Raw genomic sequence first — 24,034 nt, 5'->3', positions numbered from 1 at the left:
GCATTGCATTCGCTTAACTGATCGGCATTACGGCTTGCCGTGAAGGCCGGTACAGCAACAAGCAATACAAACCCAGGCAAATCAGCCAGCAAAAAATCGCTGTCCACACGTTGTGGGAAAAAAAGTGTGCCCCTTGCAGCATACGGCTGACTGAGAAGACGCTGCCCAGGCTGACGGCAAAAATGAACGCGTTGCGCGCCAGCCGTGGTCGCCGATCCCTCAGCGCGAAGAACCAGGCGAACAAGGCAAAACCGGTAGCTGCATGTCCGCCGGGCCAACAGCGGCCAGGTTTATCGGTAGGCGGGCGCGGGCTGAGCAGTTCGCTGTAGGTTTCCTGGCCGCCGAATTCCTTGAGGCTCCAGGGGCATTGCACGGCGGTGATGGTTTTCAACGGCGCCACGAAGGCCGTCGCCAATCCCAGCGACAGCACCAGGCACACCAGTTCGCGGCGGTACGGCTTGAGTCGTTGCAGAATGAAGCTGCCGACCAGCCCCAGAATCGCCAACACCGAAAACAGGATCACCAGTTGCTTGGCCCGATCATGCAGGATGTCTTCAAGGAAGAAGCTATAGCGGCCGATGAAGCCGCCAGCTTCCGCGCTGTAGAAGCGCCTGGCCAGGTCCATGTCCAATGAGGTCAGTTCCAGCAACAGCAAGACCACTGCGGCGCCGGCAGGCAGGCCCAGGCACAGCCAGAAATTGAGCGGTTTGGAAACCGGTAAAGAAGAGGAGGATTTCATCACGAACCTTGGTGAGAAAGCCCCGTGCTCACCTGCACGGGGCTTTTTGATTAGCGTTTGCTTAAGACTGGAGCTTCTTCCTTGGGCGCTTTCCAGCTCAGCAGTTGCTGTTTGTAGTCGTAGCTGGCGGCCTGATAATAGGTAATTGCCCGCTGGATCAATGGGTCATCGCTACCGACGCGCAACTCCTGGCTTTCTCCAAGGGCCTGGTCGTGGCGACGCAAGCCTTGGCGCGCGCTGAGGATTGCCAGGTCCTTGCCGTCAAACAAGCCCAGATGCTGGTAGTTGCCCACCACGACTCGCGGTGGCAGCGGGTTGTCTTGCAACAGATTACGGCCGAAGAACGTCGACTCGTAGCTGAGGTTGATCAGGCCCAGCAAGGTCGGCGCAAGGTCGATCTGGCTGGCCAGTTGCGCGGACTCCCGTGCGTCGATCAGCTTGGGCGCATAGATAAACAACGGGATCTGGTAGTTGGTGATCGGCAGGTCTTCCTTGCCTGCGCTGCCGGCCGTGTGGTCGGCGACGAACACAAAAATGGTGTTATCGAACCAGGGTTTCTGGCGTGCAGCTTCAAGGAACTGGTTGATGGCGTAGTCGGTGTATTTCACTGCACCATCGCGACCCTTGCCGGATTTGATATCGATGCGCCCATCCGGGTAGGTATAGGGGCGATGGTTGGAAGTCGTCATCAGTTGCAGCAAGAACGGCTGTTGCTTGGCGTAGTCGGCGTCGGCCAGTTTAAGCGTCTGTTTGAACAGGTCTTCGTCGGCCATGCCCCAGGCATTTTTGAACGAGATTTCTGACTCGGGCACGCTGCTTTGGTCCACGACCCGATACCCGTTGCCGCTGAAAAACGCGTTCATATTGTCGAAGTAACCGCGACCGCCGTAGACAAACACGCTGTCGTAACCGATGGCCGTGAGTTGTTGGCCGAGGCTCGCGAACCCGCTTTCACGACCGATGCGCTTGACGATCGAGCGGCCTGGCGTGGGTGGGATCGCCAGGGTAATGGCTTCCAGGCCCCGGTCGGTTCGGGTACCGGTGGCATAGAAGTTATTGAAGTACAGGCTTTGTTTGCGCAATGCATCCAGGTTGGGCGTGAGGTTGCGTTGATCGCCGTTGCTGCCCATGTACTTGGCGCTGAAGCTTTCGATGGTGACCAGCACGATGTTGGGCTTGCGCAGTGTGCCCGGGTTGGTGATGGCGCGGCGAATATCCAGCGGGTCCGGGTCGATAAAGCGCGCATTGGGCTCGCTGAGTTCGGCGCGCAGTTGCCGGGCGACCACGTCGTTGGGCAGGCTCTGATAGAACTGGGTGTAGTCCAATTCGTTATTGCGGAACGCAGCGAAGAATTGATAAGGGCCGTTGCTGGCCAGTTCGTTCTTGTAAGCGTTACCGCCCTGGGTACGCGGGCTGTCCTGGCTGATCAGTTGCAGGCTGAGGCCGGCGACCACCAACAGGCCCAGGGCATTGACCAAACGGCCACGCAGTGCCGGCAAAGGTGCCGCCATGGCGGCATTGAAGGGTTTACGCAGGGCCAGGCTCATGAGGATCGCCAGCATTGCCAGCAGGCTCAGCAGCTTGCCGATCGGGTAAGACTCCAGCAGGTTGTTCAGCACCTCATCGGAATACACCAGATAGTCGACCGCAATAAAGTTGAAGCGCACCCCAAACTCATCCCAGAACAGCCATTCGGCCACCGAGGTGAACAGCATGGCGAACAGGCTGATCGTCAGCAGCGCCTGCAAGAACCAGCGGTGGCCGCGGCGGCGCCACAGTGCGGGTGGGCAGAGCTGCAAATACAAGCCCAGCGGCAAGGCCGCATAGGCGAGGAAGCCCAGATCGTAGACCAGACCCACGCCAAACACCGGCAGCAAGTTGCCGCCCACTTCATTCAGGTGAGTCACGAGCAACACGCTGCGAGTGAGCAGGAAAACCAATAACCAGGCAGCGGTTATCAACAGCAAATAGCGCATTGGCGCTGTTTTGAGAAAGCCCATGTCCAGGTTCCTTAGATCGATGGGCGCGATCTTCACCCTGACACTGTGGTCTGTTTGTGAAGCTATAGTGAAAAACTCGTTTGTCCCTGTAATCAGTTGAAAACCCTCATCAGTGGGCCTTTCAGCTCTATCCCTGAGCCCCGCTTGGCCTTAAGCTGCGCGAGCCAACACGGCCGTTACCGCGTACGGAGACACTGCCCATGCGAATTTTATTGGTTGAAGACAACCGCGATATTTTGGCCAACCTGGCCGATTACCTGGGGCTCAAAGGCTACACAGTGGACTGTGCGCAGGACGGCTTGTCGGGCCTGCACCTGGCGGCCACCGAGCATTACGACCTGATCGTGCTCGATATCATGCTGCCTGGCATCGATGGCTACACCCTGTGCAAACGCCTGCGCGAAGACGCACGGCGCGATACGCCGGTGATCATGCTCACCGCACGCGATCAACTGGATGATCGCCTGCAAGGCTTCAAGTCCGGGGCTGATGATTACCTGCTCAAGCCATTTGCGTTGTCGGAACTGGCCGCTCGGATCGAGGCGGTGTTGCGGCGTGCCCAGGGGGGTGGCCGCCGTGCCCTGCAGGTGGGTGACCTGAACTACGACCTCGATACATTGGAAGTCACCCGCGAAGGGCGCCTGCTCAAGCTCAACCCCGTCGGCCTGAAACTGCTGGCAGTGCTGATGCAGAAGAGCCCGCACGTGCTACGCCGGGAAATTCTCGAAGAAGCCCTGTGGGGCGATGACTGCCCGGACAGCGACAGCCTGCGCAGCCACGTTCACCAATTGCGCCAGGTGATCGATAAGCCCTTTGCCAAGCCGTTGCTGCAAACGGTGCACGGGGTGGGTTATCGCTTGGCCGAGGGACGTGATGGAGTTTAGACAAAGCCTTGCCCAACGGATCATCATCGCCTTTGCCTTGATGAGTGCGTTGGTGGCGGGGGCCTTCGCCATGGGGATCGTTGCGACGGTGCACCTGGTGGAAGAGAAACTGATTTCGGCCGGCCTGGGCGGTGACCTGCAACGCCTTCTGTTGATGGACAGCATGGAAGACTGGCGACATCGGCCGGAGCCGGACCAGTTGTTTTACTTCAGCGGTGGGCAAGGCGATTTCGAGTTGCCCAAGGATCTTCGGCATCTGGACCCGGGCTTCCACGAAGTATTTCGCGAGTCTCTGTCGTACCACGCCATGGTCGAGGTGATCGACGGTCGGCGTTATGTGCTGTTGCAGGATCAAAGCGATTTTGAAGAGCGCGAGCGCGTGCTGTTTGCCGTGGTGCTGGTGGGGTTCGTGCTCAGCCTGGCGCTGGCGGTGTTCCTTGGCTGGGTGCTGGCCCGCAAGGTGATGGCGCCGGTAGTGCGCCTGGCTCGCCAGGTGCGGCATCGTGACCAGTTATTAGGGCTGGCGCCGCCCTTGGCACCGGATTATGCAGCCGATGAAGTGGGCGAGCTGGCGGTGGCGTTCGATGCCACGCTGGGTCGCCTGCGGCAGGCGTTGTCCCGTGAGCAGTTGTTTACCAGCGATGTAAGCCATGAGTTGCGCACGCCCTTGATGGTGTTGGCCAGCTCGTGTGAGCTGCTGCTGGAAAACCCCGCCATCGATCAACGCGGCCGTAACCAGGTCCAGCGAATCGCGCGGGCCTGTGAGGAAATGCGTGAACTGGTGCAGACCTTCCTGATGCTGGCCCGCGCCAAGCACGATGATGCTGTCATGTCGGCTCAGGTCAACCTGACGCAGGTCGCCGAAGATTTGCTTGGGATCTGGCGTGGGCCCATCGAGCAAAAAGGCCTTGAGTTGATCTACTGCCCTGGCAATCCTCTGGATACTCGCTACAACACTACGTTCCTGCACGCAGTGATGGGTAACCTGTTGCGCAATGCACTGCATTACACCGAGCAAGGGTTTATCCGCCTCACGCTGGAGCCGAGTGGTTTTGTGGTGGAGGACTCTGGCGTGGGCATTCCTGAAGACAAGCGCGAAGCGATGTTCGAGCCTTTTGTGCGCGGCAGTGAGAACCGTGGCGAGGGGCTGGGGCTCGGCCTGTCGCTGGTGCAACGGATCTGCGAGAGCCAGGGCTGGAGCGTGAGCCTGACGACGATGGAGCCCAATGGCTGCCGTTTTCATGTGGAGCTGAGCCAGGTCAAAAGCTGACCGTTCAGTCTGTCGTTTTGCGGATGCAGACTGCCTGCTTTTCAGCGAAGATGGCCCGATGCTACTGAATGTTTCTGTAAAGTCTTGAAATGTATGCAGTTGGACAGGACAAGATTTTCACAATGAGTTGACCTGTTGATTACGTTTAACTGCTTAAGGTTGCAGGCATCAGTTACCGGAGACGTACGATGCCTTCCCCAATCAAGTTGGAATTTTCCGAAAAGTACGACGATCAACACGCGCAACAATATTTGCTCAAACATCAGGACAATCTGGCTCGCCGGTTGTCCCACAAACGCGACGAGCAACTGGCGCGTGGTGCACTGGCCATGGCCGGTGAGCCGGGCCTGGTGCTGGACCTGCCTTGTGGCGCTGGACGTTTCTGGCCGTTGCTGGCCGAAAAACCCAACCGTGTGATTATCGGGGCTGACAATTCGGCGTCGATGTTGAAGATCGCCACCACTGCGCAACCGGCGGAGGTGGTGAAACGGGTACGCCCTTTGCAGACATCTGCCTTTGATATCGATTTGCCAGATAACTCCGTCGACAGTATTTTCTGCATGCGCTTGATGCACCACATCGGTGAAGCGGAGCACAGGCTGACAATACTTCGTGAGTTTCAGCGAGTTACCCGCGACAGCGTGATTATTTCGCTGTGGGTGGACGGCAATTTCAAGGCCTGGAAGCGTAAGCGCAGCGAAGTACGTCGTCGCAAAAGAGGTGAGCAGGAAGGTTACCAAAACCGGTTTGTGTTACCGGCTGCTACTGTCGAGGCAGAATTCGAGCAGGCCGGTTTCCGTGTTCAGGAGTCCCTGGACTTCATACCGCTCTACGCCATGTGGCGAGTGTATGTATTGCGCAAGAGGTAACAGATGGCAGTTGAGTGCGTAGCAGGCAGTCATGTAGCTCCCGAGGAGCGGTTTGATTATTTCTGGCGCCAGAAGGGTGAGTGGGTCGAAGAACCCAATCGCCGGCGTGGCGGTGAAAGTGGTGTGCAGCGAGTGGTCAGCCCTAATGGGCGTTTGCTGTATTGCAAGCGTCAGACCGGGCACATCTACCGCAGTTGGTTGCATCCATTCGGGCGTCCGACGGTGCTGCGTGAGCGTGATGCCTTGAAGGGCCTGCGTTTGCTGGATGTGCGCGTGCCGGAGTTGGTGTTTTGCGAGGCGCGACGCGACCCGGAGCATCAATGGAAAGCCCTGTTGGTGACCGCGTCATTGGACGGTTTCGACGAGATCGAAAACTGGTACGCCGCCGGTGGCCGTGAGCAGTACGGCGAGGCGGTCCACGAGCGTTTGCTCCAGGAGTTGGCCGGCACCCTGGCCCGTATGCACAAGGGTCGCTGGCAGCACGGTTGCTTGTATATCAAGCACATTTTCGTGCGGGTAACCGGTGAGCCTGATGCGGCGATTGTGGAAGTGGCCCTGCTGGATTTTGAAAAATGTCGCCAGCGTTTGACCGCTTATCGGGCCGCGTCCCATGACATGCTGCAATTGCGCCGCCATTCGTCGTGGAACGATACCGACTGGAAAAAACTCAGCTACTTTTACGAGACGGCGTTTGGCAGCGCTATCAAGGGTTTAACCAGATGAAGCTAGAAATAGCACGAGGTTTGTTTTTGGTCGGGGCGTTGGGCATTTCAGCCCTTGCCCTGGCAGCGTGGGAACAACCTCGCACACAAGTGCTGAGTGCGGTAGACGGTGGCGGGCAATGCCTGCTGCCGCGGATTGCAAAGGCAAGTGTGGCGGCCAGGCCTGATCATGATTTGCTGCTATTCATGTTCGGGATGTCTCAAGCAATGAGGCCGCAAAGTTGAAACGAGTAAAACTTCTGGAAAGGGCCTTGCGATGCGAGGCCCTTTTTTTACGCCTGACGCTTTAACGGTAGGAGCAAGCTCGCTCCTGCAGAGGGGCAATTTTCAGATCAGGTGCAGGTGGTTATCCCAAAACCCCGCCGGTAATTCCAATGGCTTGGCCATCAGTCGTTCCTGACGACAATCATAGAAGCGGCAACGTCCCTGTCCCGACGTAACCACAAACCCGTCCGCCACTGCACCCACACCGGCGCAGTCGGGCAACGGCCCATCCAGGCGCAGCTCGGCGCTGTCCATATCCCAGATGAAGAAACGATTGCCACGCGGCGCCGTGAGCGCTACCAGGCGCAGTTCGCTGTGCACCGCCACGCTGGCGGTGTAGTGCCCCATCGCTTGCAGTTGCTCATCGGCTACCGGGAACGCCATAAAAGGCTGGCCCGGGCGCTTGATTGCGAGCAACTCGGAACGCTCCTGGGACGGCCCCATGAACTGCTGCCCGGTGAGGATGGTGCCATCGCTGGCGATCCCCATATGGCGCACGCTGTTCATTTGCTGCCCCAACGTTTCCTTGCTGATCAAGGTGCCATCGCGCTGCATCAGCACCAGGCTCGGTTCCATGGCGTTGAGGTTCATCTCCACGCGGCTTTCGGCTTCGGTGCGAATGCCGCCGTTGGCCACCACCAGGGTTTCGCCGTCGGGCATCCAGGAGACCTGGTGCGGGCCGATACCGTGGGTGGAAATCTCGCCGCTGTGTACCAACCGCTCGCCTTCGAACTTATACACCCCCAACAACCCACGACCGGGATCGGAGGTGTCGTTCTCGGTGGCGTACAGCCAGTCGCCGCTCTTGTGGATCACCGCATGGCCGTAAAAGTGCCGGTTGGCCTTTGAGGTGATGGTTTGCAGCAGCGTGCCATCGCGCAGGTCGATCAGGTAGCTCTCGGTGCCCGGACGACGGGCGACGAACAGCGCAATTGGCAGTGTGGGGTGGTTGATAATGTCGTGACAGCGCTGGCCGACCTGGGTGGCAAAGACGGGCTTGCCGTCCAGGCGATAGCCGACAGCGTAGTGCTTGCCGTCGGCATCATCGCGTGCCGAGAGCAGCAGCGGCCCCTTGTCTTTGCCTTTGAACAGCGTCCAGCCGCCCAACGTGAGGGCGCTGAGCAGCACGCTACCCAGCGCCAAAGCCTGTCGCCTGAGCATCATCAGTCACCGTCGTTGGCGTTGAAGCCCAGTTGGACGCCCAATGCTTTGGCCAGCTCGCCCTCGTGAAGGCGATGGACCACATTGAGGCTGTCGTAGATATCGTTGAGTTGCTGGCGGCCGGCGTCATCGTTCAACAGTTCGTTGAGGGAGCGCTGGTTGCTGGCGAACAGTTTCAGGGACGCAGCATAGGCGGCGTCGATCTTCTCGGCCAACGGCTTCTGATCGCTCGGCAGCAGGCCGCGCAGGCCTTTGTTGTCGACACCGACCCATACGGTCTGGGCGGCGGCGAGGCTGGCCTCCAGGCTTTGCAGGGAGGACTGGCTGCGCCATGCATCGGCCTGGAAGGGTTGCGGGATGCCCTTGGTCTGGCGGCCCATCGGCGTGCCGAGTTTTTTCTTCAGGGTGTCCAGTGCGGTTACTTGCACGCGCAGCAGATCGGCAATGGCTTCGTGGGAATCAGCGTAGCGCTGGTTCGGAAACTTGGTCATCTGCGCGAGCATACCGTCGGTGCTGTTCCAGCTGGCGAGGATCTCTTCAGCCAGGGCTTTCTGACGCTCGCCGATGGCCATCAGCAGCGGGCAGTAGCGGGCTTTCTGGGTTTCGTCGGCAACGTCGGGCTTGGCGTCGTAGAGGATGTATTCGTAGGCCGACAGGCCCTGCACCACCACGCTCGATTTGACCAGGGCGGCCGCATCGATCTGCGGCTGGGCGCTGACCAGTTGCTCGACCTGGCGACCTACCAGGTTCTTCTTGTCCGGCCAGAACTGCACCTGCCAGGCGCGGTTGCCTTCGGCCAGCGGGCCGATCAGCAACGGTTGCAACTCGGCCCAGGCTTTTTGTGCGTGCAGGAAGTCGGCGCGGGCAGTGTCCAGGCTTTCCTTGCCCTGGCAGTAGGCCAGGGCGCTTACGGCCAACTGGCGGTCGGCTTCAACCCAGCGGCTGTAGGTCGGCAGGATCACCTGCTTGGCGATAGCCGCCGAGGTCACCGCTTGCGGGTCCTGGGGCGAGCACGCGCCCAGGGCAAGGGCGGCGAGGCTGGTGAACAACAACTTGGGACGAAACATGTCGAGCTCCCTTCTGTGAGTGGGGCGAAGCTTATAAAGAATTCAGGAACGCCAGCAACGCGGCCCGCTGTTCGGCGTTAAATGACAACACATGTTGCTGCGCCGCTTGTGCTTGCCCGCCGTGCCACAGCACGGCCTCAAGCAGGTTGCGGGCGCGGCCGTCATGCAAGAACTGGGTGTGACCACTGACGGTTTGCGTCAGGCCAATGCCCCACAGCGGCGGGGTGCGCCACTCACGGCCAGTGGCGTTGAATTCGGTACGGTTGTCGGCCAGGCCTTCGCCCATATCGTGCAACAACAGGTCGCTGTAGGGGCGTATCACCTGATTGGCCAGCTCGGGTTCGGCGGCGTTGGCGGCCGTGGTGAATGTCGGCTTGTGACAGCCCTGGCAACCGGCCTCGTAGAACAGGTTCTTGCCGGCCAGCACCTGTGGCGTGTTGACGCCTCGGCGCGCAGGCACCGCGAGGTTGCGGGTGTAAAACAGCACCAGGCGCAGGATGTTGTCGCTGACTTCCGGCTCACCGTCAGGGCCATTGCCGTTTGGCGCCTGCTTGCACGCCACTTGGGCGTCGGTGCAGTCATCAAAGGGTCTCAGGGAGGTCGTGAGGCCCATATCACCCGAAAACGCGTGAACATTTTGTTGGTTGAGGTTGGGTTGCCCGGCTTTCCAGCCAAAACGCCCGAGCACGGTTTTATGCTGGGCGTCATCCCAGACCCAATTGGCGCGGCCGACGATGGCGTCTTTATCGGCGGTCTTGGGGTCGGTGTTGCGCAGGATATCGGCGTCGCTGATCGCTTCGAGCAGGCCCAGGCCGATCATCGGCGGCGCGATGCGTGCCGAGAAGCGTGTGTCGGGGTGCATCGGGCCGTAGCCGAGCTGGGTGATTTGCAGGTCGGGTTTGCGCAGTTCGACGACGGTGCCGTCCTTGAAGCTGACCTGGACAGGGCTGTAGTCGACCCGCACCTTGCCCTCCGGAACGACGCCCGGCACGGACATGTCCTGCAACTGCCCGCCATACACCGGCTCGGGCACCACGCCGAGCTGTTCGATCAGCTTGGCGTAGGGGGGCTGCTCTGTAATGGAGAGAGGAATTGAGAGGCGTACCAGCATCGACACCGCATTCGGCGCATCAGGCAGCGGCGGGTGGCCACGGCCGTCCTTGATATGGCAGTTCTGGCAGGCGTTGGTATTGAACAGCGGGCCCAGGCCATCCCGTGCCGTGGTGGTGGCCGGCGCGATCACCCAGGGGTTGCGAAAGAAGCTGTTACCGACGCTGAAATCCAGGCGACGGCTGGGTGCCAGGTTGGCCGAGGGCAGGGAAAAGGCGTTCTGGTCGCGCTTGTTTACCGTTGTCGCGCCACCGGATCGCGATTCACCCGGCTCGGCCTTGGTGAAGCGAGGGGCGTCGTCGCAAGCAGTCAGGCATAGAGCCAGCAACGCTGCAGACAGGTAGGAAAGCGAACGGAACATCGAGATTCCTGGACGAGGGGGCAAAATCTGGTCGCAAAGTCTAACAGGGCCGGGCGGTTTGAATAAGAGCAATTATCGTTTGGTGGCATCGCGATTCTTTCCCGCTAGAATGACCACACATTTTTTTTGGAGGTGGCCAATGCAGGCTCTCGACGCTTTGCTCAACCGTGTTTCCGTGCCGCGTTTACTCGACCCGGCACCGACCCAGGAGCAGCGCGACCTGTTGTTCGCTGCCGCCATGCGGGCGCCCGATCACGGTCAATTGCGCCCTTGGCGTTTCCTCACCGTAGAAGGCGCAGCCCGTGAGCAAATGGGCACGCTGTTGGCCGAGGCCGCCCGGCTACAGGATGCCGATGCACCGCAAGCCGTCATCGACAAGGCGCAGAACGGCCCGCTGCGTGCGCCGTTGGTAGTTGTGGTGATTGTGCGTTTGCAGGAGCACTTCAAAGTGCCCAAGTCCGAGCAATTGCTGGCGGCGGCCTGTGCGGCCCACGGCATCCTGCTGGCGGCGTATGCCCAGGGGATTGGTGCGGTGTGGCGGACCGGGGAGTTGTCCTACTCGGCCCATGTGGCCAAAGGCTTGGGGCTGACGGCGGGTGAAGAAGTGATTGGCTTCCTTTACCTGGGCACGCCGCAGAACCCGCCGCGTACGGCGCCGAAGGAAGACCTGACGCCGTTTGTCCAGGCCTGGAGCGGACGCTAAGCGGTGTGCGGTCAAAATGTGGGAGGGGGCTTGACAGCTAACTAGGATGTTGGGGGGGCGAGTACATATCCATTGCTGCGGTAACGGCCACTTAGGGTTCCGCTCTTAAAGCGGCTCACTTTTGGAAGGACCCAAAAGTAAGCAAAAGGTCCTCGCCCCACCACTCGGCACCTCGCCTAGGCTCGGTGTGCCCGAACGAAGGCTTGAATCCGTGGGCCGCCGCAATGGGCCATCCCTGGCCCAGTGCGGCTAACCCGGCGTCCTGCCGGGTTACCCACGGATTCAAGCCTGCGTTCGGCCAGCGTGGTTTAACGGGGCGCTTGAGATCAAAAGCAAGATCAAGAGCGGCTCGCTTCGCATCGTAGATACGCTGGCGGCGCTTCTGCTTTTCTGTAGGAGCGAGCTTGCTCGCGAAAAACCTGAGGGCGCCGCGCTCATTCTGATTTCCCCCGTCATCGTTAACGACCTTCGCGAGCAAGCCCGCTCCCACAGGGGTACGCGCACGCTTCAACGATCAGGTCGGCTATAAGGCCGCCTCGCTGTGCTTTTGATCTTGATCTTAGGCGCCCCGTTAAACCACGCTGGCCGGAATTCGACATGGATTTGGGGGGTAAACCGGCAGGGATGCCGGTTTAGCCGCCCCGCGCCATGGATGGCGCGTGGCGGCGGCCCCCCAAATCAATGTCGGATTACGGGCACACCGAGCCTAGGCGAGGTGCCGAGTGGTGGGGCAAGAGCGTTTTGGTTACTTTCGCGCTTTTCGAAAGTGACCCGCTGTAAGAGCGGAACCTATAGTGGCCGTTACCTAAATAACGGATATGTACTCGGCCCAACCACCCAACCACCCGGTCACATCGTCAACGTGGGGCTGTCGCGCAGCCCCCTCCCACATTGGACCTGTGGTGTGAATTACACCCTGAACTGATCCATCAACTTCATCTGCTGGCTGGCCAGGGCATTGAGCTGGCTGCTGATCGCCGCCGACTCGGTAGCCTGGCCGGTGAGGGTTTCGGTCACGGTGCGAATCGCCGAGACGTTGCGGTTGACCTCTTCGGCCACCGCGCTCTGCTCTTCGGCGGCGCTGGCGATTTGCAGGTTCATGTCGCTGATCACCGTGACCGCGTCACTGATCTTGCCCAGGGCCTGCACCGCCTGGTGGATCTGCCCGGCATTGCTCTGGGCCTGTTGCTGGCTGGAGTGCATGGTCGCTACCACGCCTCGGGTGCCGCTCTGGATACGCTCGATCACCAGGCGGATTTCCTCGACCGAATCCTGGGTGCGTTTGGCCAGGTTGCGTACTTCGTCGGCCACCACCGCAAAGCCACGCCCGCTTTCGCCGGCGCGTGCCGCTTCAATCGCGGCGTTCAATGCCAGCAGGTTGGTCTGTTCGGCAATGCTGCGGATCACTTCCAGGACTGAACCGATTTGCTCGCTGTTGACTGCCAGGGCTTCAACTTCGGTCACGGCCTTGCTGACTTCCTCGGCAAGGGTGGTGATGTCGCGGGTGCTCTGCTCGATGATCGACATGCCTTCGCGGGCCGACTGATCGGCACCGCGTGCCGCGCTGGCAGCATTGGAGGCGCTGTTGGCGACGTCGTGGGCGGTGGCGCTCATTTCATTCGACGCGGTGGCGACCTGGTCGATTTCACGGAACTGCACCTGCATACCTTCGCTGGTTTGGCGTGCAATGGCCGAGGATTGATCCGCCGTACCTCGGGCTTCGGTGATGCTTTGTTTGATCTGGGCGATGGTCGGTTGCAGCTTGTCGAGGAAGCGGTTGAACCAGTTCACCAGCTCGCCCAGTTCGTCTTTCTTGGTGTAGGCCAGGCGTTGGGTGAGGTCGCCGTCGCCGCTGGCAATGTCCTTGAGCATGGCCGCCACGCTGTTGATCGGACGGGTCACGCCGGTGGCGGTCAGCCAGATCAGCAACAAGCCCAGCAAGCCGGCGGCGGCTGCCACCAGCAAGGCTTTGAGGGTGCCGGTAGCCTGGGCTTCGTCGAGCACGGCTTGCAGCTTTTCGTTATCAGCCAGCATCACGCTTTTAGGCAGTTTGATCACCACACCCCAGGATTTGGCGTCGGCAATCGGCTTGACCGGGTACACGGCGCGAATCGTGTCGTTCTGTTCGCGGATCATGGGCCGATCATTGCCCAGCAGTTGCACGATCTCCTTGCCTTCGGCGCCGAGGGTGTCGACCAGGTTCTTGCCGACCCTGGCCGGTTCGCCGCTGTAGGCTGCAATCAGGCCGGTGCTGGACAGGATTTCCAGGTGAGCAGCACCGTTGAACACGTCCTTTTGTGCCGCATCGGTGGTGGCTTGCAGGGCAGTGAGGGCGATGTCGACACCCACGACGCCGATGACTTTGCCGTCGACGATCAGGGGCAGGGAAATGGTGGTCATCAGCACAGGTTTGCCGGCCACCGTGTCTTCATACGGGTCCAGCAGGCAGGTGCTGCGGGTGTCGCGTGGGCAGGTATACCAAATGTTGTAAGGCGTACCGCTAAGGTTGAGGGTGGTCTTGGTCAGGTCATCCTCGACCATGATGGTGTTCAGGCTTTCGCCGCCGGCACGGCTCCAGTAGCTGGAAAAGCGACCTTTTTCGTTGGAGACGCGCGCCTTGTCGTCAACGAATTCACTGTCCTTGCCATCCAGGCCGTTGGGCTCGAACGACAGCCAGATGCCCAGCACCTTGGTGTTGCGCTCGAACGCGGTTTTCACGCTCTGGTTGATTTCTTCGCGCAGGGCGCCGGCTTCAATGGAGCGCTTGGTCCCCAACTGACGCAGGTCCTTGATCTGGTCGGCGAGGGCGGTAACCGCCAGCAGGTTTTCACCGAAGGTCTTTTGCAAGTGCCCGGCCTGTTCGGCGGCCTTGGCTTGCAGCAGCTGTTCCACGCTGGCGGTGAGCATTCGTGAGCTTGAATCACTGACCAACCGATCGTTCTGGTTGGTGTTGTAGATATTGATGCCGACCACCAGTGCGATCACTCCCAGCAGGCAGAGGCCGGACAGCAGCACGATTTTCAAGCGGATAGAAAGGGTGTCGAACATAGGTTCACTCACGAATGGACTTGTGGGTATGCACGCAGCAGAGCCAAGTCCATTCGGCGCCGTTCCTGAAACATCGGCGTCACAAATCAATTCATGAGTAATAGGCGATGAGCGGTAGGAAAATGCCTACGCCGGGCGTTATACGGGCCGTGCGAGCTGCTCGGGGCGGGACCAGATCCACAGATTGCCCAGGCTCATCCCGGCGATTGCCAGGTACACGGGCCAGCCATGATCAAGCATCACCAGCATCAACACGGCACACAGCAACATGCTTACGGTGGCGCTGACCTTGGCCCGGCGCGCAATGATCTTGCCGTTGCGCCAGTTGAACAGGATCGGCCCGAACAGGCGGTGGTTTTCCAGCCAGGCGCTTAAGCGCGGTGAGCTTTTGGTGGCGGCCCAGGCGGCCAGCAGGATGAATTCGGTGGTCGGCAAACCCGGTATGACAATCGCGACCAAACCGATCCCCAGGCTGACGTAGGCCAGCAGGCCATAGAGAAGTTGGGCGATCTTTGAGGAGGATTGGGTTTTGCCGGTCATGCTGCAGTTTTCTGGTGGGAGGGTTTACACATGATCTGCCATGAAATGCACTCAAATGTGGGAGCTGGCTTGCCTGCTCCCACATTGAACCGATGTCTACCGGAACATTTACGCCATTTCTGGGGCGCTAGCGTACGCCTGTTCCAGCAACACGGTGAAGCGCACAAACGCATCGATCGCGCCTTTTTCTACCGCAGCTTCTTCTTCGGCGCTGAACTCCAGGCTGTCGAGGGTGCGGGTGAAGCTTTTCCAGCCTTCGGCGCGGCCACCGGCCGGTTCGCCCAGGTGGCGGGCCCCGAAGGTTTCGCTCAGGCCCAGGCCGACGGCGCGCTTGATCAGAAACGCGGCGCCCAGCTTGGAGCCTTCGGACACGAACAGCCAACCCAGGGCTTCGGCCTGGCTTGGGTTTTTCACCGCGCCGGCGACCGGAGCCGGAACGTCGGTGTCCAGGTCAGCCAGGTCGAGCTTGGCGGCTTCGGCGCGGCAGCGGGCGGCCAGGTCGGGAATGATCGTGTTCAGCGCGGCATCGTTGTACAGCGCCACCAGTTCCGACTGGAACAGGTACTGGGCCACCACAAAGCGGGCGAAGTTGGCTTGGGTTTCGAACGGCGCATGAGCCTTCACCAACGCATCCAGCTTGGTGTGCGGTTCATTGGTGATCTGGTTCAGGCGCTGGGAGCGCAGGCTTGGGCGTTCTGCGGTAGGAGAAGCGGTCATGTAAAAAGTCCTTGAAAGAGGGAGCGCCTGGGTGCCCTTAAAGAGAGCTGTTATCAACTAGACGAACAAGAAGACGTGGCACAGTAAAAAATCCTCACCCCGCCGCTGATGGATTCCGGCGAGGTGAGGCGGGTGGATCAGATGTCCCAGATCAGGTTGATCGCAAAGTTGCGACCGGGCTGGGTCAGGCGGTCGAGGTTGGCCGGGCCGGTTACGCCAGCTTCGCCGACGCTGTCGTAACTGCGCACGTCATCCCAGTTCCAGTACTTCTTGTCGGTGAGGTTGTAGAGGCCACCGTTGATGGTCACGTCGTTGGTGACCTTGTAGTAGGCGGTCAGGTCGAGGATGCCGAAGCCCGGGGTCTTGAACGGGCCGTCGGTGCTGCCGTCGGGAGCGTGGAAGGTGGTGCTGTCGACGCGGTTCTGTTTTTTCACCAGGGTCCAGCTCAGCAGGCCGCCGTAATTGTCCTGGTCGTAGCCCAGGCCAAACACGCCCTTGAGCGGGTTGACGCTGTTCAATGGTTCGCCATTGTCGTCGTTGCGACCGTGGGCGTAGGCAATCGAACCCTGGGTGTACAGACCCTTCGGCGCGCCGAACGCATCCAGGTTCAGGCGGCCCTTGGCTTCCACGCCCTTGATGGTGGCGCGCTTGATATTGACGGCCTGGAACTGCTCCACGGTGCCGCCGACCACGGCGTTGTCTTCGTCGATAAAGTCGCGGTACTTGTTGTAGTACACCGCGATGTCGAAGGAGCCTTCGTCAAACTTGCCGCGTATCCCGGTCTCGATGCCTTTGCTGGTCTCCGGCTTGAGGTCGGGGTTGGGTTCGACGGTGTAGCCAATGTTGAGGTTTTCGAAGCGGCCATACAGGGCCTTCGCCGAGGGGGTGCGGAAGCCTTCGGCGTATTGGCCGAACCAGGTGTAGTTATCGGTCAGGGCGTAGGTCAGGCCGAACTTTGGCGTGACGCGGTGCCAGGTTTTGTCCTTGCCATCGACGGCGTATTCGCCAGTTGGGTTGACGGTGTTGAGGAACTCCTGGGTCAGCTTGGGCTTGAGCCGGGTGTAGTCATACCGCACGGCGGGCAGGAAGGTCCATTTATCCCAGCTGATCTGGTCCTGGGCAAACAAGGAGTAAGTGTTGATGGTCGGGTCGGGGAAGTCGCTGGCCTTCTTCACGCTGTCGCTTGCTTGCGGGCTGGGCGCGCCGATGGCGGTGCAGCCGCCACCAATGGCCAGGCACGAGGCGGAGCCTTCGCGCGAGCCGGTGACTTTCTGCTGCTTGAGGGTGGTGCCGTAGGTCACCTGGTGGTCGGTTTCGCCGACGCTGAACGCCTTGTCCAGTTGAGCGTCGAAGACCCACTGTTTTTCTTCGTAAAGGGTGTCGCGGGTACGCAGTACGCGGCGACCAGCCTGGTAGATCTCGGCGGTGGTCTGGTCGGTCTTGGCGATCTGGTAGTTGAGGCTGGTCTTGATGCGATCAGCGATCGGCGACTCCAGGGCAAAAGTGTTTTCCAGGCCGAAGCGCTCGCGGGTGATGGTGTCGTTGCCCGAGCGGGCACGGTAGAGGTTCATGCCTCGACCGCCGATGAACGGGCCGCCTACGGCATTCTTCAGGTTGACGTCGCGGTCATCCTTGAACTTCTCGTAGGTCAGGCCCAGGCGGTTTTCATCACCATAGTTCCAGCCCAGCTTGGCCAGCACGTTGGTGGTGCGCGCGTCTTCCGGGTTGGCGCCGGTGCGGGCCAGGCCGGTGGCGTTGTTGCCGTCGTAGGATTCGGTTTCATGACCATTGCGCTGGCTCAGGTGCAGCAAGCCATCGAAGTCCTGTACCCGCCCTGCGAAGGTGCCGGAGGTCAGCCAGCTCTCGTCGGCGGAGCTGTAGCCGGTCTTGAGGCGGGCGCCGACGTCCTTGCCGGGCTTGATGATATCGTCCGGGTCGAGGGTGAAATAGCTCACCGCGCCGCCGATGGCGTTGCTGCCGTACAGGGCCGAGGCCGGGCCGCGCAGGATCTCCACGCGCTTGACGATTTCCGGGTCGACGTAGTTGCGACGGGTCTTGGCGTAGGGGCCGTTGAAGAAGTTGTTGGGCACTTCGACGCCGTCCACCTGGGTGAGGATGCGGTCGCCGTCGATACCACGGATGTTATAGCCCGCGTTGCCTGAGCGGGTGCCGGCGCCGCCGACGGAGACACCGGGCTCGTAGCGCACCAGTTCGCGGATGTTGTTGGTGTTCTGGCGGTCCAGTTCCTCGCGGTCGTGCACGCTGACGGTGCTGGGTACGCTGTTCACATCCTGTTCGTTACGGGTGGCGCTGATGGTCACCTGTTGCAGGGCGAGGGCGCCGCCCGCGGCGCGTTTCTCCAGCACGATGCTGTTATTGCCCAGTTTGCGGTAGCTCAGGTTGGTCCCCACCAACAACCGCTCCAGGGCTTTTTCCGGCGACAGCGGGCCGCGCACGCCAGGGGACGACACTCCCTGGCCCAGCTCTGCCGGCAGGCCGACTTGCCAGCCGGTCACCGCGGTAAAGGCGTTGAGCGCCGACACCAGCGGTTGCTGCTCGATGCTGAAGTTGTAATTACCGTGGCTGCGAGGGGCGGGTTCGGCGGCGGTGGCGCTCATGACGGGCGCGCCAGCCAGCAGGATCGCAGCGGTCAGCAAAGACAAAACGGGCGAAGAACACCGGCGGTTGAAACGAGAGGACATCGAGAGCGCTCCGGGATACGAATCTTATAGTTGCGAACTGAACCAAATAGGAATCAGTTGCATTGGCTATAACGAGACGTATCGCCGGTTAACATCGAGTAAAAATAATTCTCATTTAGTTCAGAATCACCAGCGCCGGGTATTCCGACAGCTTGGCCGAGGTGATGTGGGCCAGGGAGCGCAGCACGTCCAGGGGCTGGTCGAGACGATAGTTGCCGGTGACGGCGACGCTGGCCAGTTGCTCATTGTTGTTGACGATCCAGCCAGGGTAATAGCGGCGCAGTTCAGCCAGGACTTCGCTCAGCGGGCAATTTTCGAACACCAGCCTACCCTGCACCCACGCCAGATCCTTGCCGACATCGAGCTTGGCCGGTTGGCCGAAACCCTTGGGGCCGATGCGGATGCTTTGCCCGGCACTCAGGCGTACGCGGGCATCGTCGAAGGTGTTGCTCAGGTCGACATCGCCACGCTGCACCTGTACCTGGGCCTCGCCATCGAGGTAGCGCACGGCGAAGGCGGTGTCGCGCACGCTGGCACGTACGGGGCCGGCGTCGATTTCCAGGGCCAGGCCACGGCTGGGGGCTATGTCGAAGAACGCTTCGCCCTGGTACAGGCGCGCAATGCGCTGGTGGTCGGTGATGCGGCTGGAAAATGCCGAGTTGGTGTTGAGCAGCACCTTGGCCCCATCGTCCAGTTGCAGGCGCTGGCGCTCGCCGACCACGGTGAGGTGATCGGCCTGCAAGCGCATCGGCAAGTTGCTGAAGCTGAACAGACCGATCAACAGCACGGCCGCGGTGGCCAAGGGCTTCCAGTGCGGTTTGATCCGGCGCCAGCCGCTTGGCTTGCGTGGCACCGCCAGGGCCACGGCGGCGCTGTGTACCGGTGCACCTGCCCAGGCCGCCTGGGCCTTGCTGAACGCGTGGACATGCGCCGGGTCCTCGGCCAGCCAGGCGTCGAACTCGGCCTGCTGCCCGGGTTGCGGGCACTGCAAGGCGATCAGCCAATCGAGGGCTTGGTCCATGGCCGTGTCTTGCAGCACCTCATGAGCCAACGCATGGGGGCGCAGTTTATTCGGGTCCGTCACGGTGTTCCTCGGGTCTTCGCCACGTTCTATTCATTTTTTCGTACAGCGTGGATCGATAGCTCTGTCGGATGGAGCTTAAGGCTGATCCAGCCGTTCGGCCACACCTACACAGATGGCCATGATCAATTTCAGTTCCTTTTGTACGGTGCTCAAGGACACGTTCAACTGATCGGCAATCTCCTGGTAGCTGCAACCGTGCAGGCGGCTGAGGATGAAAATCCGCTGCTGACGAGCGCTCAGCTGGCCGAGGCTGACGCTCAGATGCTCCAGCAGTTGCTCGGCCTGAATGGCTTCTTCAGGCGTGCTGGCAGGGGCGGCGACGCTTTGCAGCACGTCCAGCGGGACGTCTTCCTGCAACGTGCGGGCCTGGATCCGGCGCGAGCGCAGGTGATCCAGCGCCAGGTTGCGCGCGGTCTGGTACACAAAGGGTTCAAGGTGGTCGATCGGCCGCTCGCTCAGGGCCCGAGTGACGCGCAGGTAGGTTTCCTGCAACAGGTCCTCGGCAGTGCTGTGGTTATTCACCATCCGCTGCAAGGTGCGTAGCAGAATCACCCGTTGGGTGAGAAAGACTTGGTTGAAGCGAGATTGGCTCACAGTGATACCAGACCGATATGCAGTTAATGATAATGCTTATCATCAACCGAAATGGCAAGTGGCTATTTCCCTGAACCTACTCTGGACAAGATGTAACTGTGGGAGGGGGCTTGCTCCCTCCCACAGGTGGGATTACTCGGCGTTGCACAGCGCCAGGCAGTTATCCAGCATACGGTTGGAGAAGCCCCACTCGTTGTCGTACCAGGCCAGCACCTTGAGCAGCTTGCCGCTGACCTTGGTGTGATTGGCATCGAAGATCGACGACAGCGGGTTATGGTTGAAGTCACTGGAAACCAGCGGCAGGGTGTTGTAACCGAGGATCTTCGAGTGCTGGCTGGCCTGTTTCAGCAGGGCGTTGACTTCATCGGCCGTGGCTTCTTTCTTCAACTGCACAGTCAGGTCCACCAGAGACACGTTGATCACCGGTACCCGCACCGCCATGCCGGTCAGCTTGCCCGCCAGTTCCGGCAGCACCAGGCCAACGGCTTCAGCCGCGCCGGTTTTGCTCGGGATCATGTTCTGGGTGGCCGAGCGCGCGCGGTACGGGTCGGTGTGGTAGACGTCGGTCAGGTTCTGGTCGTTGGTGTAGGCGTGAATGGTGGTCATCAGGCCGCTTTCGATACCCAGCTCACGGTGCAGCACCTGCGCGACCGGCGCCAGGCAGTTGGTGGTGCACGACGCGTTGGAGATGATCTGGTGGGACTGACGCAAAATGTCATGGTTTACGCCATAAACCACAGTGGCATCCGCGCCCTTGGCCGGAGCCGAGATGATCACCTTGCGCGCGCCGGCGGTAATATGGGCGGCAGCCTTGTCACGGTCGGTGAACAGGCCGGTGCATTCGAACACCACGTCGATCTTGTGCGCAGCCCACGGCAGGTCGGCGGGGTTGCGAATGGCACTGACGGCAATCCGGTCACCATTGACGGTCAGGCTTTCCTGATCGTGGGCGACCTCTGCATCGAAAGTGCCGTGTACGGTGTCGTACTTGAGCAGGTGGGCGTTGATCGAACTGTCGCCCAAATCATTGATGGCGACGATCTGCAAATCCTGGCGATAGCCTTGGGTATACAGTGCGCGCAGGACATTACGGCCGATACGGCCAAAACCATTGATTGCGATACGTAGAGTCATTGGAAAAGTGCCTGTCGTCGATTTGTTGTAAGAATTACAAGATTATTCGCATAAAAATAGAAAACAAGCCTTTTTAGTGGCAATATTTTGTTCAATCTACAACGAGTGACCTGAATCAACTGGTCCGATGATCCAAACGACCCCCTGCCATCCCATGAGCTGTGGGCGTTTGATCAGCATAGACACTCAGGTCGCCACATCCGTTAGCCTGGAGTTCTATACATGCATCCCCGCGTTCTTGAGGTCACCGAACGGCTTATCGCCCGCAGCCGCGCCACCCGCGAGGCTTACCTTGCGCTCATCCGCGGCGCAGCCAGCGACGGTCCGATGCGTGGCAAGCTGCAATGCGCCAACTTTGCCCACGGCGTGGCCGGTTGCGGCACCGAAGACAAAAACAGCCTGCGCATGATGAATGCTGCCAACGTGGCAATTGTTTCTTCTTATAACGACATGCTCTCGGCGCATCAGCCCTACGAACATTTCCCTGAACAAATAAAGAAAGCCCTGCGTGAAGTGGGCTCGGTCGGCCAGTTCGCCGGGGGCACCCCCGCCATGTGCGACGGCGTGACCCAGGGCGAGCCGGGCATGGAACTGAGCCTGCTCAGCCGTGAAGTCATCGCCATGTCCACGGCGGTAGCGCTGTCCCACAACATGTTCGACGCCGCGCTGATGCTGGGGATCTGCGACAAGATCGTCCCCGGCCTGATGATGGGCGCGCTGCGCTACGGCCATCTGCCGATGATCTTTGTGCCGGGCGGCCCGATGCCGTCGGGTATCTCCAACAAGCAGAAAGCCGATGTGCGCCAACGCTACGCCGAAGGCAAGGCCAGCCGCGAAGAGCTGCTGGAATCGGAGATGAAGTCCTACCACAGCCCCGGTACCTGTACCTTCTACGGCACCGCCAACACCAACCAGTTGTTGATGGAAGTGATGGGCTTGCATTTGCCGGGCGCGTCATTCGTCAATCCGTACACGCCGCTGCGTGACGCGTTGACCCGCGAAGCGGCGCACCAGGTCACGCGCTTGACCAAGGCCAATGGCAACTTCACGCCGATCGGCGAGATCGTCGACGAGAAATCCATCGTCAACTCCATCGTTGCGCTAAACGCTACCGGCGGTTCCACCAACCATACGCTGCACATGCCGGCCATTGCCATGTCGGCGGGCATCATCCTGACCTGGCAAGACATGGCCGACCTCTCCGAGGTGGTGCCGACCCTGTCCCACGTATACCCAAACGGCAAGGCCGACATCAATCACTTCCAGGCGGCGGGTGGCATGTCGTTCCTGATCCGCGAACTGCTCGAAGCCGGCCTGCTCCACGAAGACGTCAACACCGTGGCCGGCAAGGGCTTGAGCCGCTACATTCAGGAGCCGTTCCTGGTGGACGGCGAGCTGGTCTGGCGCGATGGCCCGATCGAGAGCCTCGACGAAACCATCCTGCGCCCCGTGGCCCGTGCGTTTTCGCCGGAAGGCGGCTTGCGCGTGATGGAAGGCAACCTTGGCCGTGGCGTAATGAAAGTTTCGGCTGTCGCGCCCGAGCATCAGGTGGTTGAAGCGCCGGCGGTGGTGTTCCAGGATCAGCAAGACCTGGCCGACGCCTTCAAAGCGGGCCAGCTGGAAAAAGACTTCGTTGCGGTGATGCGCTTTCAGGGACCACGTTCCAACGGTATGCCGGAATTGCACAAGATGACCCCGTTTCTCGGCGTGTTGCAGGACCGTGGTTTCAAAGTGGCGTTGGTAACAGATGGGCGAATGTCCGGCGCCTCGGGTAAGATCCCTGCCGCGATCCACGTCAACCCCGAAGCCCAGAGCGGCGGGCCGCTGGCGCGGGTGCAGGATGGCGATATCATCCGCGTCGATGGCGTCACCGGCACCCTGGAGCTTAAAGTGGACGCCGAAGTATTTGCAGCGCGCACGCCTGCCACGGGCCTGTTGGGCAATAACGTGGGAGCAGGTCGCGAGCTGTTTGCATTCATGCGCTTGGCCGCAAGCTCCGCAGAGCAGGGCGCCAGCGCCTTTACCTCTGCCTTGGAGACGCTTAAGTGAAGCTTGCGCTGGTCGGTGATATCGGGGGTACCAACGCCCGTTTTGCGTTATGGCGAGATCAGGAGCTGCATTCGATCCGCGTGCATGCCACAGCGGATCACCAAAGCCCTGAAGAAGCGATCAAGGTCTATCTCGCAGAGGAAGGCCTGGAAACCGGGGACATCGGTGCGGTGTGCCTGTCGGTGGCCGGGCCGGTGAGTGGCGATGAGTTCAAGTTCACCAACAATCACTGGCGCCTGAGCAAGACGGCGTTTTGCCAAGCCCTGCAAGTGGATGAACTGCTGCTGGTCAATGATTTCTCGGCCATGGCCCTGGGCATGACGCGTCTTAAGCCCGACGAGTTCCGCGTGGTCTGCGAAGGCACGCCGGAGCCGTTGCGCCCAGCGGTGGTGATCGGCCCGGGCACTGGCCTGGGCGTTGGCACCTTGCTGGACCTTGGCGCCGGGCGTTTCGCGGCATTGCCGGGGGAGGGCGGGCACGTCGACCTGCCCCTGAGCAGCCCGCGGGAAACCCAGCTGTGGCAGCATATTTACACGGAGATCGGCCATGTCAGCGCCGAGACCGTATTGAGCGGCGGCGGGTTGCCGCGTCTGTATCGCGCTATTTGTGCGGTGGACGGGCACGAGCCGGTGCTGGACACGCCCGAAGCCATCACCGCAGCGGGCCTGGCCGGTGACGCGGTCGCCATGGAAGTGCTGGACCAGTTCAGCATCTGGCTGGGCCGGGTCGCGGGCAATAACGTCTTGACCACCGGTGGGCGCGGTGGCGTGTACATCGTGGGTGGGGTGATACCCAGGTTTGCCGACTTCTTTATCGCCAGCGGTTTCGCCAAAAGTTTTGCGGATAAAGGCTGCATGAGCGACTACTTCAAAGGTATTCCGGTGTGGTTGGTGACAGCGCCGTATTCGGGACTGACCGGGGCTGGCGTGGCGCTTGAGCAGGCTTTTGCATAGGCTGTGATGGCCTCTTCGCGAGCAAGCCCGCTCCCGCATTTGACCGCGTTCCAACTCTGGAAT

Annotated in this window: 20 protein-coding genes and 1 pseudogene; 8 read left to right on the top strand and 13 right to left on the bottom strand. The window is 60.7% G+C overall.

Features of this window, described 5'->3' with window-relative positions; genetic code table 11:
* Positions 1–13: 13 nt before the first annotated feature.
* Positions 14–739 (bottom strand): phosphatase PAP2 family protein, encoded by a 726-nt coding sequence (locus tag FW800_RS09100; protein WP_248132466.1) that lies wholly within the window; start codon positions 737–739, stop codon positions 14–16.
* A gap of 50 nt (positions 740–789) precedes the next feature.
* Positions 790–2,739 (bottom strand): LTA synthase family protein, encoded by a 1,950-nt coding sequence (locus FW800_RS09095; protein ID WP_446437462.1) that lies wholly within the window; start codon positions 2,737–2,739, stop codon positions 790–792.
* 200 nt (positions 2,740–2,939) lie between these two features.
* On the opposite strand from FW800_RS09095, the gene colR reads away from it, so the two are divergent.
* The 5 genes from colR (at position 2,940) to FW800_RS09070 (ending at position 6,709) form a co-directional block, all read left to right on the top strand.
* Positions 2,940–3,623: a two-component system response regulator ColR gene (gene colR / locus FW800_RS09090; RefSeq protein WP_003208587.1), complete on the top strand. Its 684-nt coding sequence runs from the start codon at positions 2,940–2,942 to the stop codon at positions 3,621–3,623.
* Positions 3,613–4,893 carry a sensor histidine kinase gene (locus FW800_RS09085; protein WP_005791031.1) on the top strand — a complete coding sequence of 427 codons (1,281 nt, stop codon included), beginning with the start codon at positions 3,613–3,615 and terminating at the stop codon, positions 4,891–4,893. Before colR ends, FW800_RS09085 begins: the two co-directional genes overlap by 11 nt.
* A 188-nt stretch (positions 4,894–5,081) precedes the next feature.
* Positions 5,082–5,762, top strand: coding sequence for a class I SAM-dependent methyltransferase (locus FW800_RS09080; RefSeq protein ID WP_005791029.1), 681 nt, complete (start codon positions 5,082–5,084; stop codon positions 5,760–5,762).
* Between the two features lie 3 nt (positions 5,763–5,765).
* Positions 5,766–6,485, top strand: a complete 720-nt coding sequence (locus FW800_RS09075) for a lipopolysaccharide kinase InaA family protein (protein WP_005791027.1) — start codon at positions 5,766–5,768, stop codon at positions 6,483–6,485.
* Positions 6,482–6,709, top strand: coding sequence for a hypothetical protein (locus FW800_RS09070; RefSeq protein WP_005791025.1), 228 nt, complete (start codon positions 6,482–6,484; stop codon positions 6,707–6,709). Before FW800_RS09075 ends, FW800_RS09070 begins: the two co-directional genes overlap by 4 nt.
* Before the next feature lie 102 nt (positions 6,710–6,811).
* On the opposite strand, the gene FW800_RS09065 is transcribed toward FW800_RS09070, so the two are convergent.
* Genes FW800_RS09065 through FW800_RS09055 form a run of 3 tightly spaced genes read right to left on the bottom strand, consistent with a single transcriptional unit; the run spans position 6,812 to position 10,447 of the window.
* Positions 6,812–7,909, bottom strand: a complete 1,098-nt coding sequence (locus tag FW800_RS09065) for a DUF1513 domain-containing protein (RefSeq protein WP_223017939.1) — start codon at positions 7,907–7,909, stop codon at positions 6,812–6,814.
* 2 nt (positions 7,910–7,911) lie between these two features.
* Complete coding sequence (locus FW800_RS09060) at positions 7,912–8,976, bottom strand: imelysin family protein (RefSeq protein WP_446437461.1); 1,065 nt, start codon at positions 8,974–8,976, stop codon at positions 7,912–7,914.
* A 31-nt stretch (positions 8,977–9,007) separates the two neighbouring features.
* Positions 9,008–10,447 (bottom strand): di-heme oxidoreductase family protein, encoded by a 1,440-nt coding sequence (locus FW800_RS09055; protein ID WP_446437460.1) that lies wholly within the window; start codon positions 10,445–10,447, stop codon positions 9,008–9,010.
* 139 nt (positions 10,448–10,586) lie between these two features.
* On the opposite strand from FW800_RS09055, the gene FW800_RS09050 reads away from it, so the two are divergent.
* On the top strand, positions 10,587–11,150 hold the full coding sequence (locus tag FW800_RS09050) for a nitroreductase family protein (protein ID WP_446437459.1): 564 nt from the start codon (positions 10,587–10,589) through the stop codon (positions 11,148–11,150).
* A 391-nt stretch (positions 11,151–11,541) separates the two neighbouring features.
* Here FW800_RS09050 and FW800_RS09045 read toward each other — a convergent pair.
* From FW800_RS09045 to gap, 8 genes and pseudogenes are all read right to left on the bottom strand, one after another.
* Positions 11,542–11,661, bottom strand: a pseudogene (locus FW800_RS09045) (outer membrane lipoprotein carrier protein LolA); the annotation flags it as partial.
* Positions 11,662–12,059: 398 nt separating this feature from the next.
* Positions 12,060–14,198 carry a methyl-accepting chemotaxis protein gene (locus tag FW800_RS09040; protein WP_446437458.1) on the bottom strand — a complete coding sequence of 713 codons (2,139 nt, stop codon included), beginning with the start codon at positions 14,196–14,198 and terminating at the stop codon, positions 12,060–12,062.
* Between the two features lie 138 nt (positions 14,199–14,336).
* Positions 14,337–14,738 (bottom strand): YbaN family protein, encoded by a 402-nt coding sequence (locus tag FW800_RS09035; RefSeq protein WP_078822216.1) that lies wholly within the window; start codon positions 14,736–14,738, stop codon positions 14,337–14,339.
* A 108-nt stretch (positions 14,739–14,846) separates the two neighbouring features.
* Complete coding sequence (locus FW800_RS09030; RefSeq protein WP_078822215.1) at positions 14,847–15,455, bottom strand: biliverdin-producing heme oxygenase; 609 nt, start codon at positions 15,453–15,455, stop codon at positions 14,847–14,849.
* A 137-nt stretch (positions 15,456–15,592) separates the two neighbouring features.
* The gene (locus FW800_RS09025) at positions 15,593–18,157 is read right to left on the bottom strand and encodes a TonB-dependent receptor (protein ID WP_446437457.1); all 2,565 of its coding nucleotides are present in this window, start codon (positions 18,155–18,157) and stop codon (positions 15,593–15,595) included.
* Positions 18,158–18,272: 115 nt separating this feature from the next.
* The gene (locus FW800_RS09020; RefSeq protein ID WP_446437456.1) at positions 18,273–19,241 is read right to left on the bottom strand and encodes a FecR family protein; all 969 of its coding nucleotides are present in this window, start codon (positions 19,239–19,241) and stop codon (positions 18,273–18,275) included.
* Between the two features lie 75 nt (positions 19,242–19,316).
* On the bottom strand, positions 19,317–19,835 hold the full coding sequence (locus tag FW800_RS09015) for an RNA polymerase sigma factor (RefSeq protein WP_005791005.1): 519 nt from the start codon (positions 19,833–19,835) through the stop codon (positions 19,317–19,319).
* Between the two features lie 132 nt (positions 19,836–19,967).
* Positions 19,968–20,969, bottom strand: coding sequence for a type I glyceraldehyde-3-phosphate dehydrogenase (gap, locus tag FW800_RS09010; RefSeq protein ID WP_005791003.1), 1,002 nt, complete (start codon positions 20,967–20,969; stop codon positions 19,968–19,970).
* 222 nt (positions 20,970–21,191) lie between these two features.
* Between gap and edd the strand changes: the two genes are divergently transcribed.
* On the top strand, positions 21,192–23,018 hold the full coding sequence (gene edd, locus FW800_RS09005; protein WP_005791001.1) for a phosphogluconate dehydratase: 1,827 nt from the start codon (positions 21,192–21,194) through the stop codon (positions 23,016–23,018).
* Positions 23,015–23,971: a glucokinase gene (locus tag FW800_RS09000; protein ID WP_032879667.1), complete on the top strand. Its 957-nt coding sequence runs from the start codon at positions 23,015–23,017 to the stop codon at positions 23,969–23,971. The genes edd and FW800_RS09000 overlap by 4 nt, the downstream gene beginning before the upstream one ends.
* Positions 23,972–24,034 lie beyond the last annotated feature (63 nt).

This window comes from Pseudomonas sp. 910_23 (genome assembly GCF_052850795.1).
This window is presented reverse-complemented; position numbering and strand designations above follow the sequence as displayed.

Excerpts from the sequence above, each read along its gene's own strand:
- FW800_RS09035 (WP_078822216.1), bottom strand. The coding sequence starts at position 14,738 with ATGACCGGCAAAACCCAATCCTCCTCAAAGATCGCCCAACTTCTCTAT.
- FW800_RS09075 (WP_005791027.1), top strand. The coding sequence starts at position 5,766 with ATGGCAGTTGAGTGCGTAGCAGGCAGTCATGTAGCTCCCGAGGAGCGG.
- FW800_RS09080 (WP_005791029.1), top strand. The coding sequence starts at position 5,082 with ATGCCTTCCCCAATCAAGTTGGAATTTTCCGAAAAGTACGACGATCAA.
- FW800_RS09085 (WP_005791031.1), top strand. The coding sequence starts at position 3,613 with ATGGAGTTTAGACAAAGCCTTGCCCAACGGATCATCATCGCCTTTGCC.
- FW800_RS09030 (WP_078822215.1), bottom strand. The coding sequence starts at position 15,455 with ATGACCGCTTCTCCTACCGCAGAACGCCCAAGCCTGCGCTCCCAGCGC.
- edd (WP_005791001.1), top strand. The coding sequence starts at position 21,192 with ATGCATCCCCGCGTTCTTGAGGTCACCGAACGGCTTATCGCCCGCAGC.
- FW800_RS09100 (WP_248132466.1), bottom strand. The coding sequence starts at position 739 with ATGAAATCCTCCTCTTCTTTACCGGTTTCCAAACCGCTCAATTTCTGG.
- FW800_RS09065 (WP_223017939.1), bottom strand. The coding sequence starts at position 7,909 with ATGCTCAGGCGACAGGCTTTGGCGCTGGGTAGCGTGCTGCTCAGCGCC.
- gap (WP_005791003.1), bottom strand. The coding sequence starts at position 20,969 with ATGACTCTACGTATCGCAATCAATGGTTTTGGCCGTATCGGCCGTAAT.
- colR (WP_003208587.1), top strand. The coding sequence starts at position 2,940 with ATGCGAATTTTATTGGTTGAAGACAACCGCGATATTTTGGCCAACCTG.
- FW800_RS09025 (WP_446437457.1), bottom strand. The coding sequence starts at position 18,157 with ATGTCCTCTCGTTTCAACCGCCGGTGTTCTTCGCCCGTTTTGTCTTTG.
- FW800_RS09095 (WP_446437462.1), bottom strand. The coding sequence starts at position 2,739 with ATGGGCTTTCTCAAAACAGCGCCAATGCGCTATTTGCTGTTGATAACC.
- FW800_RS09060 (WP_446437461.1), bottom strand. The coding sequence starts at position 8,976 with ATGTTTCGTCCCAAGTTGTTGTTCACCAGCCTCGCCGCCCTTGCCCTG.
- FW800_RS09050 (WP_446437459.1), top strand. The coding sequence starts at position 10,587 with ATGCAGGCTCTCGACGCTTTGCTCAACCGTGTTTCCGTGCCGCGTTTA.
- FW800_RS09040 (WP_446437458.1), bottom strand. The coding sequence starts at position 14,198 with ATGTTCGACACCCTTTCTATCCGCTTGAAAATCGTGCTGCTGTCCGGC.
- FW800_RS09055 (WP_446437460.1), bottom strand. The coding sequence starts at position 10,447 with ATGTTCCGTTCGCTTTCCTACCTGTCTGCAGCGTTGCTGGCTCTATGC.
- FW800_RS09070 (WP_005791025.1), top strand. The coding sequence starts at position 6,482 with ATGAAGCTAGAAATAGCACGAGGTTTGTTTTTGGTCGGGGCGTTGGGC.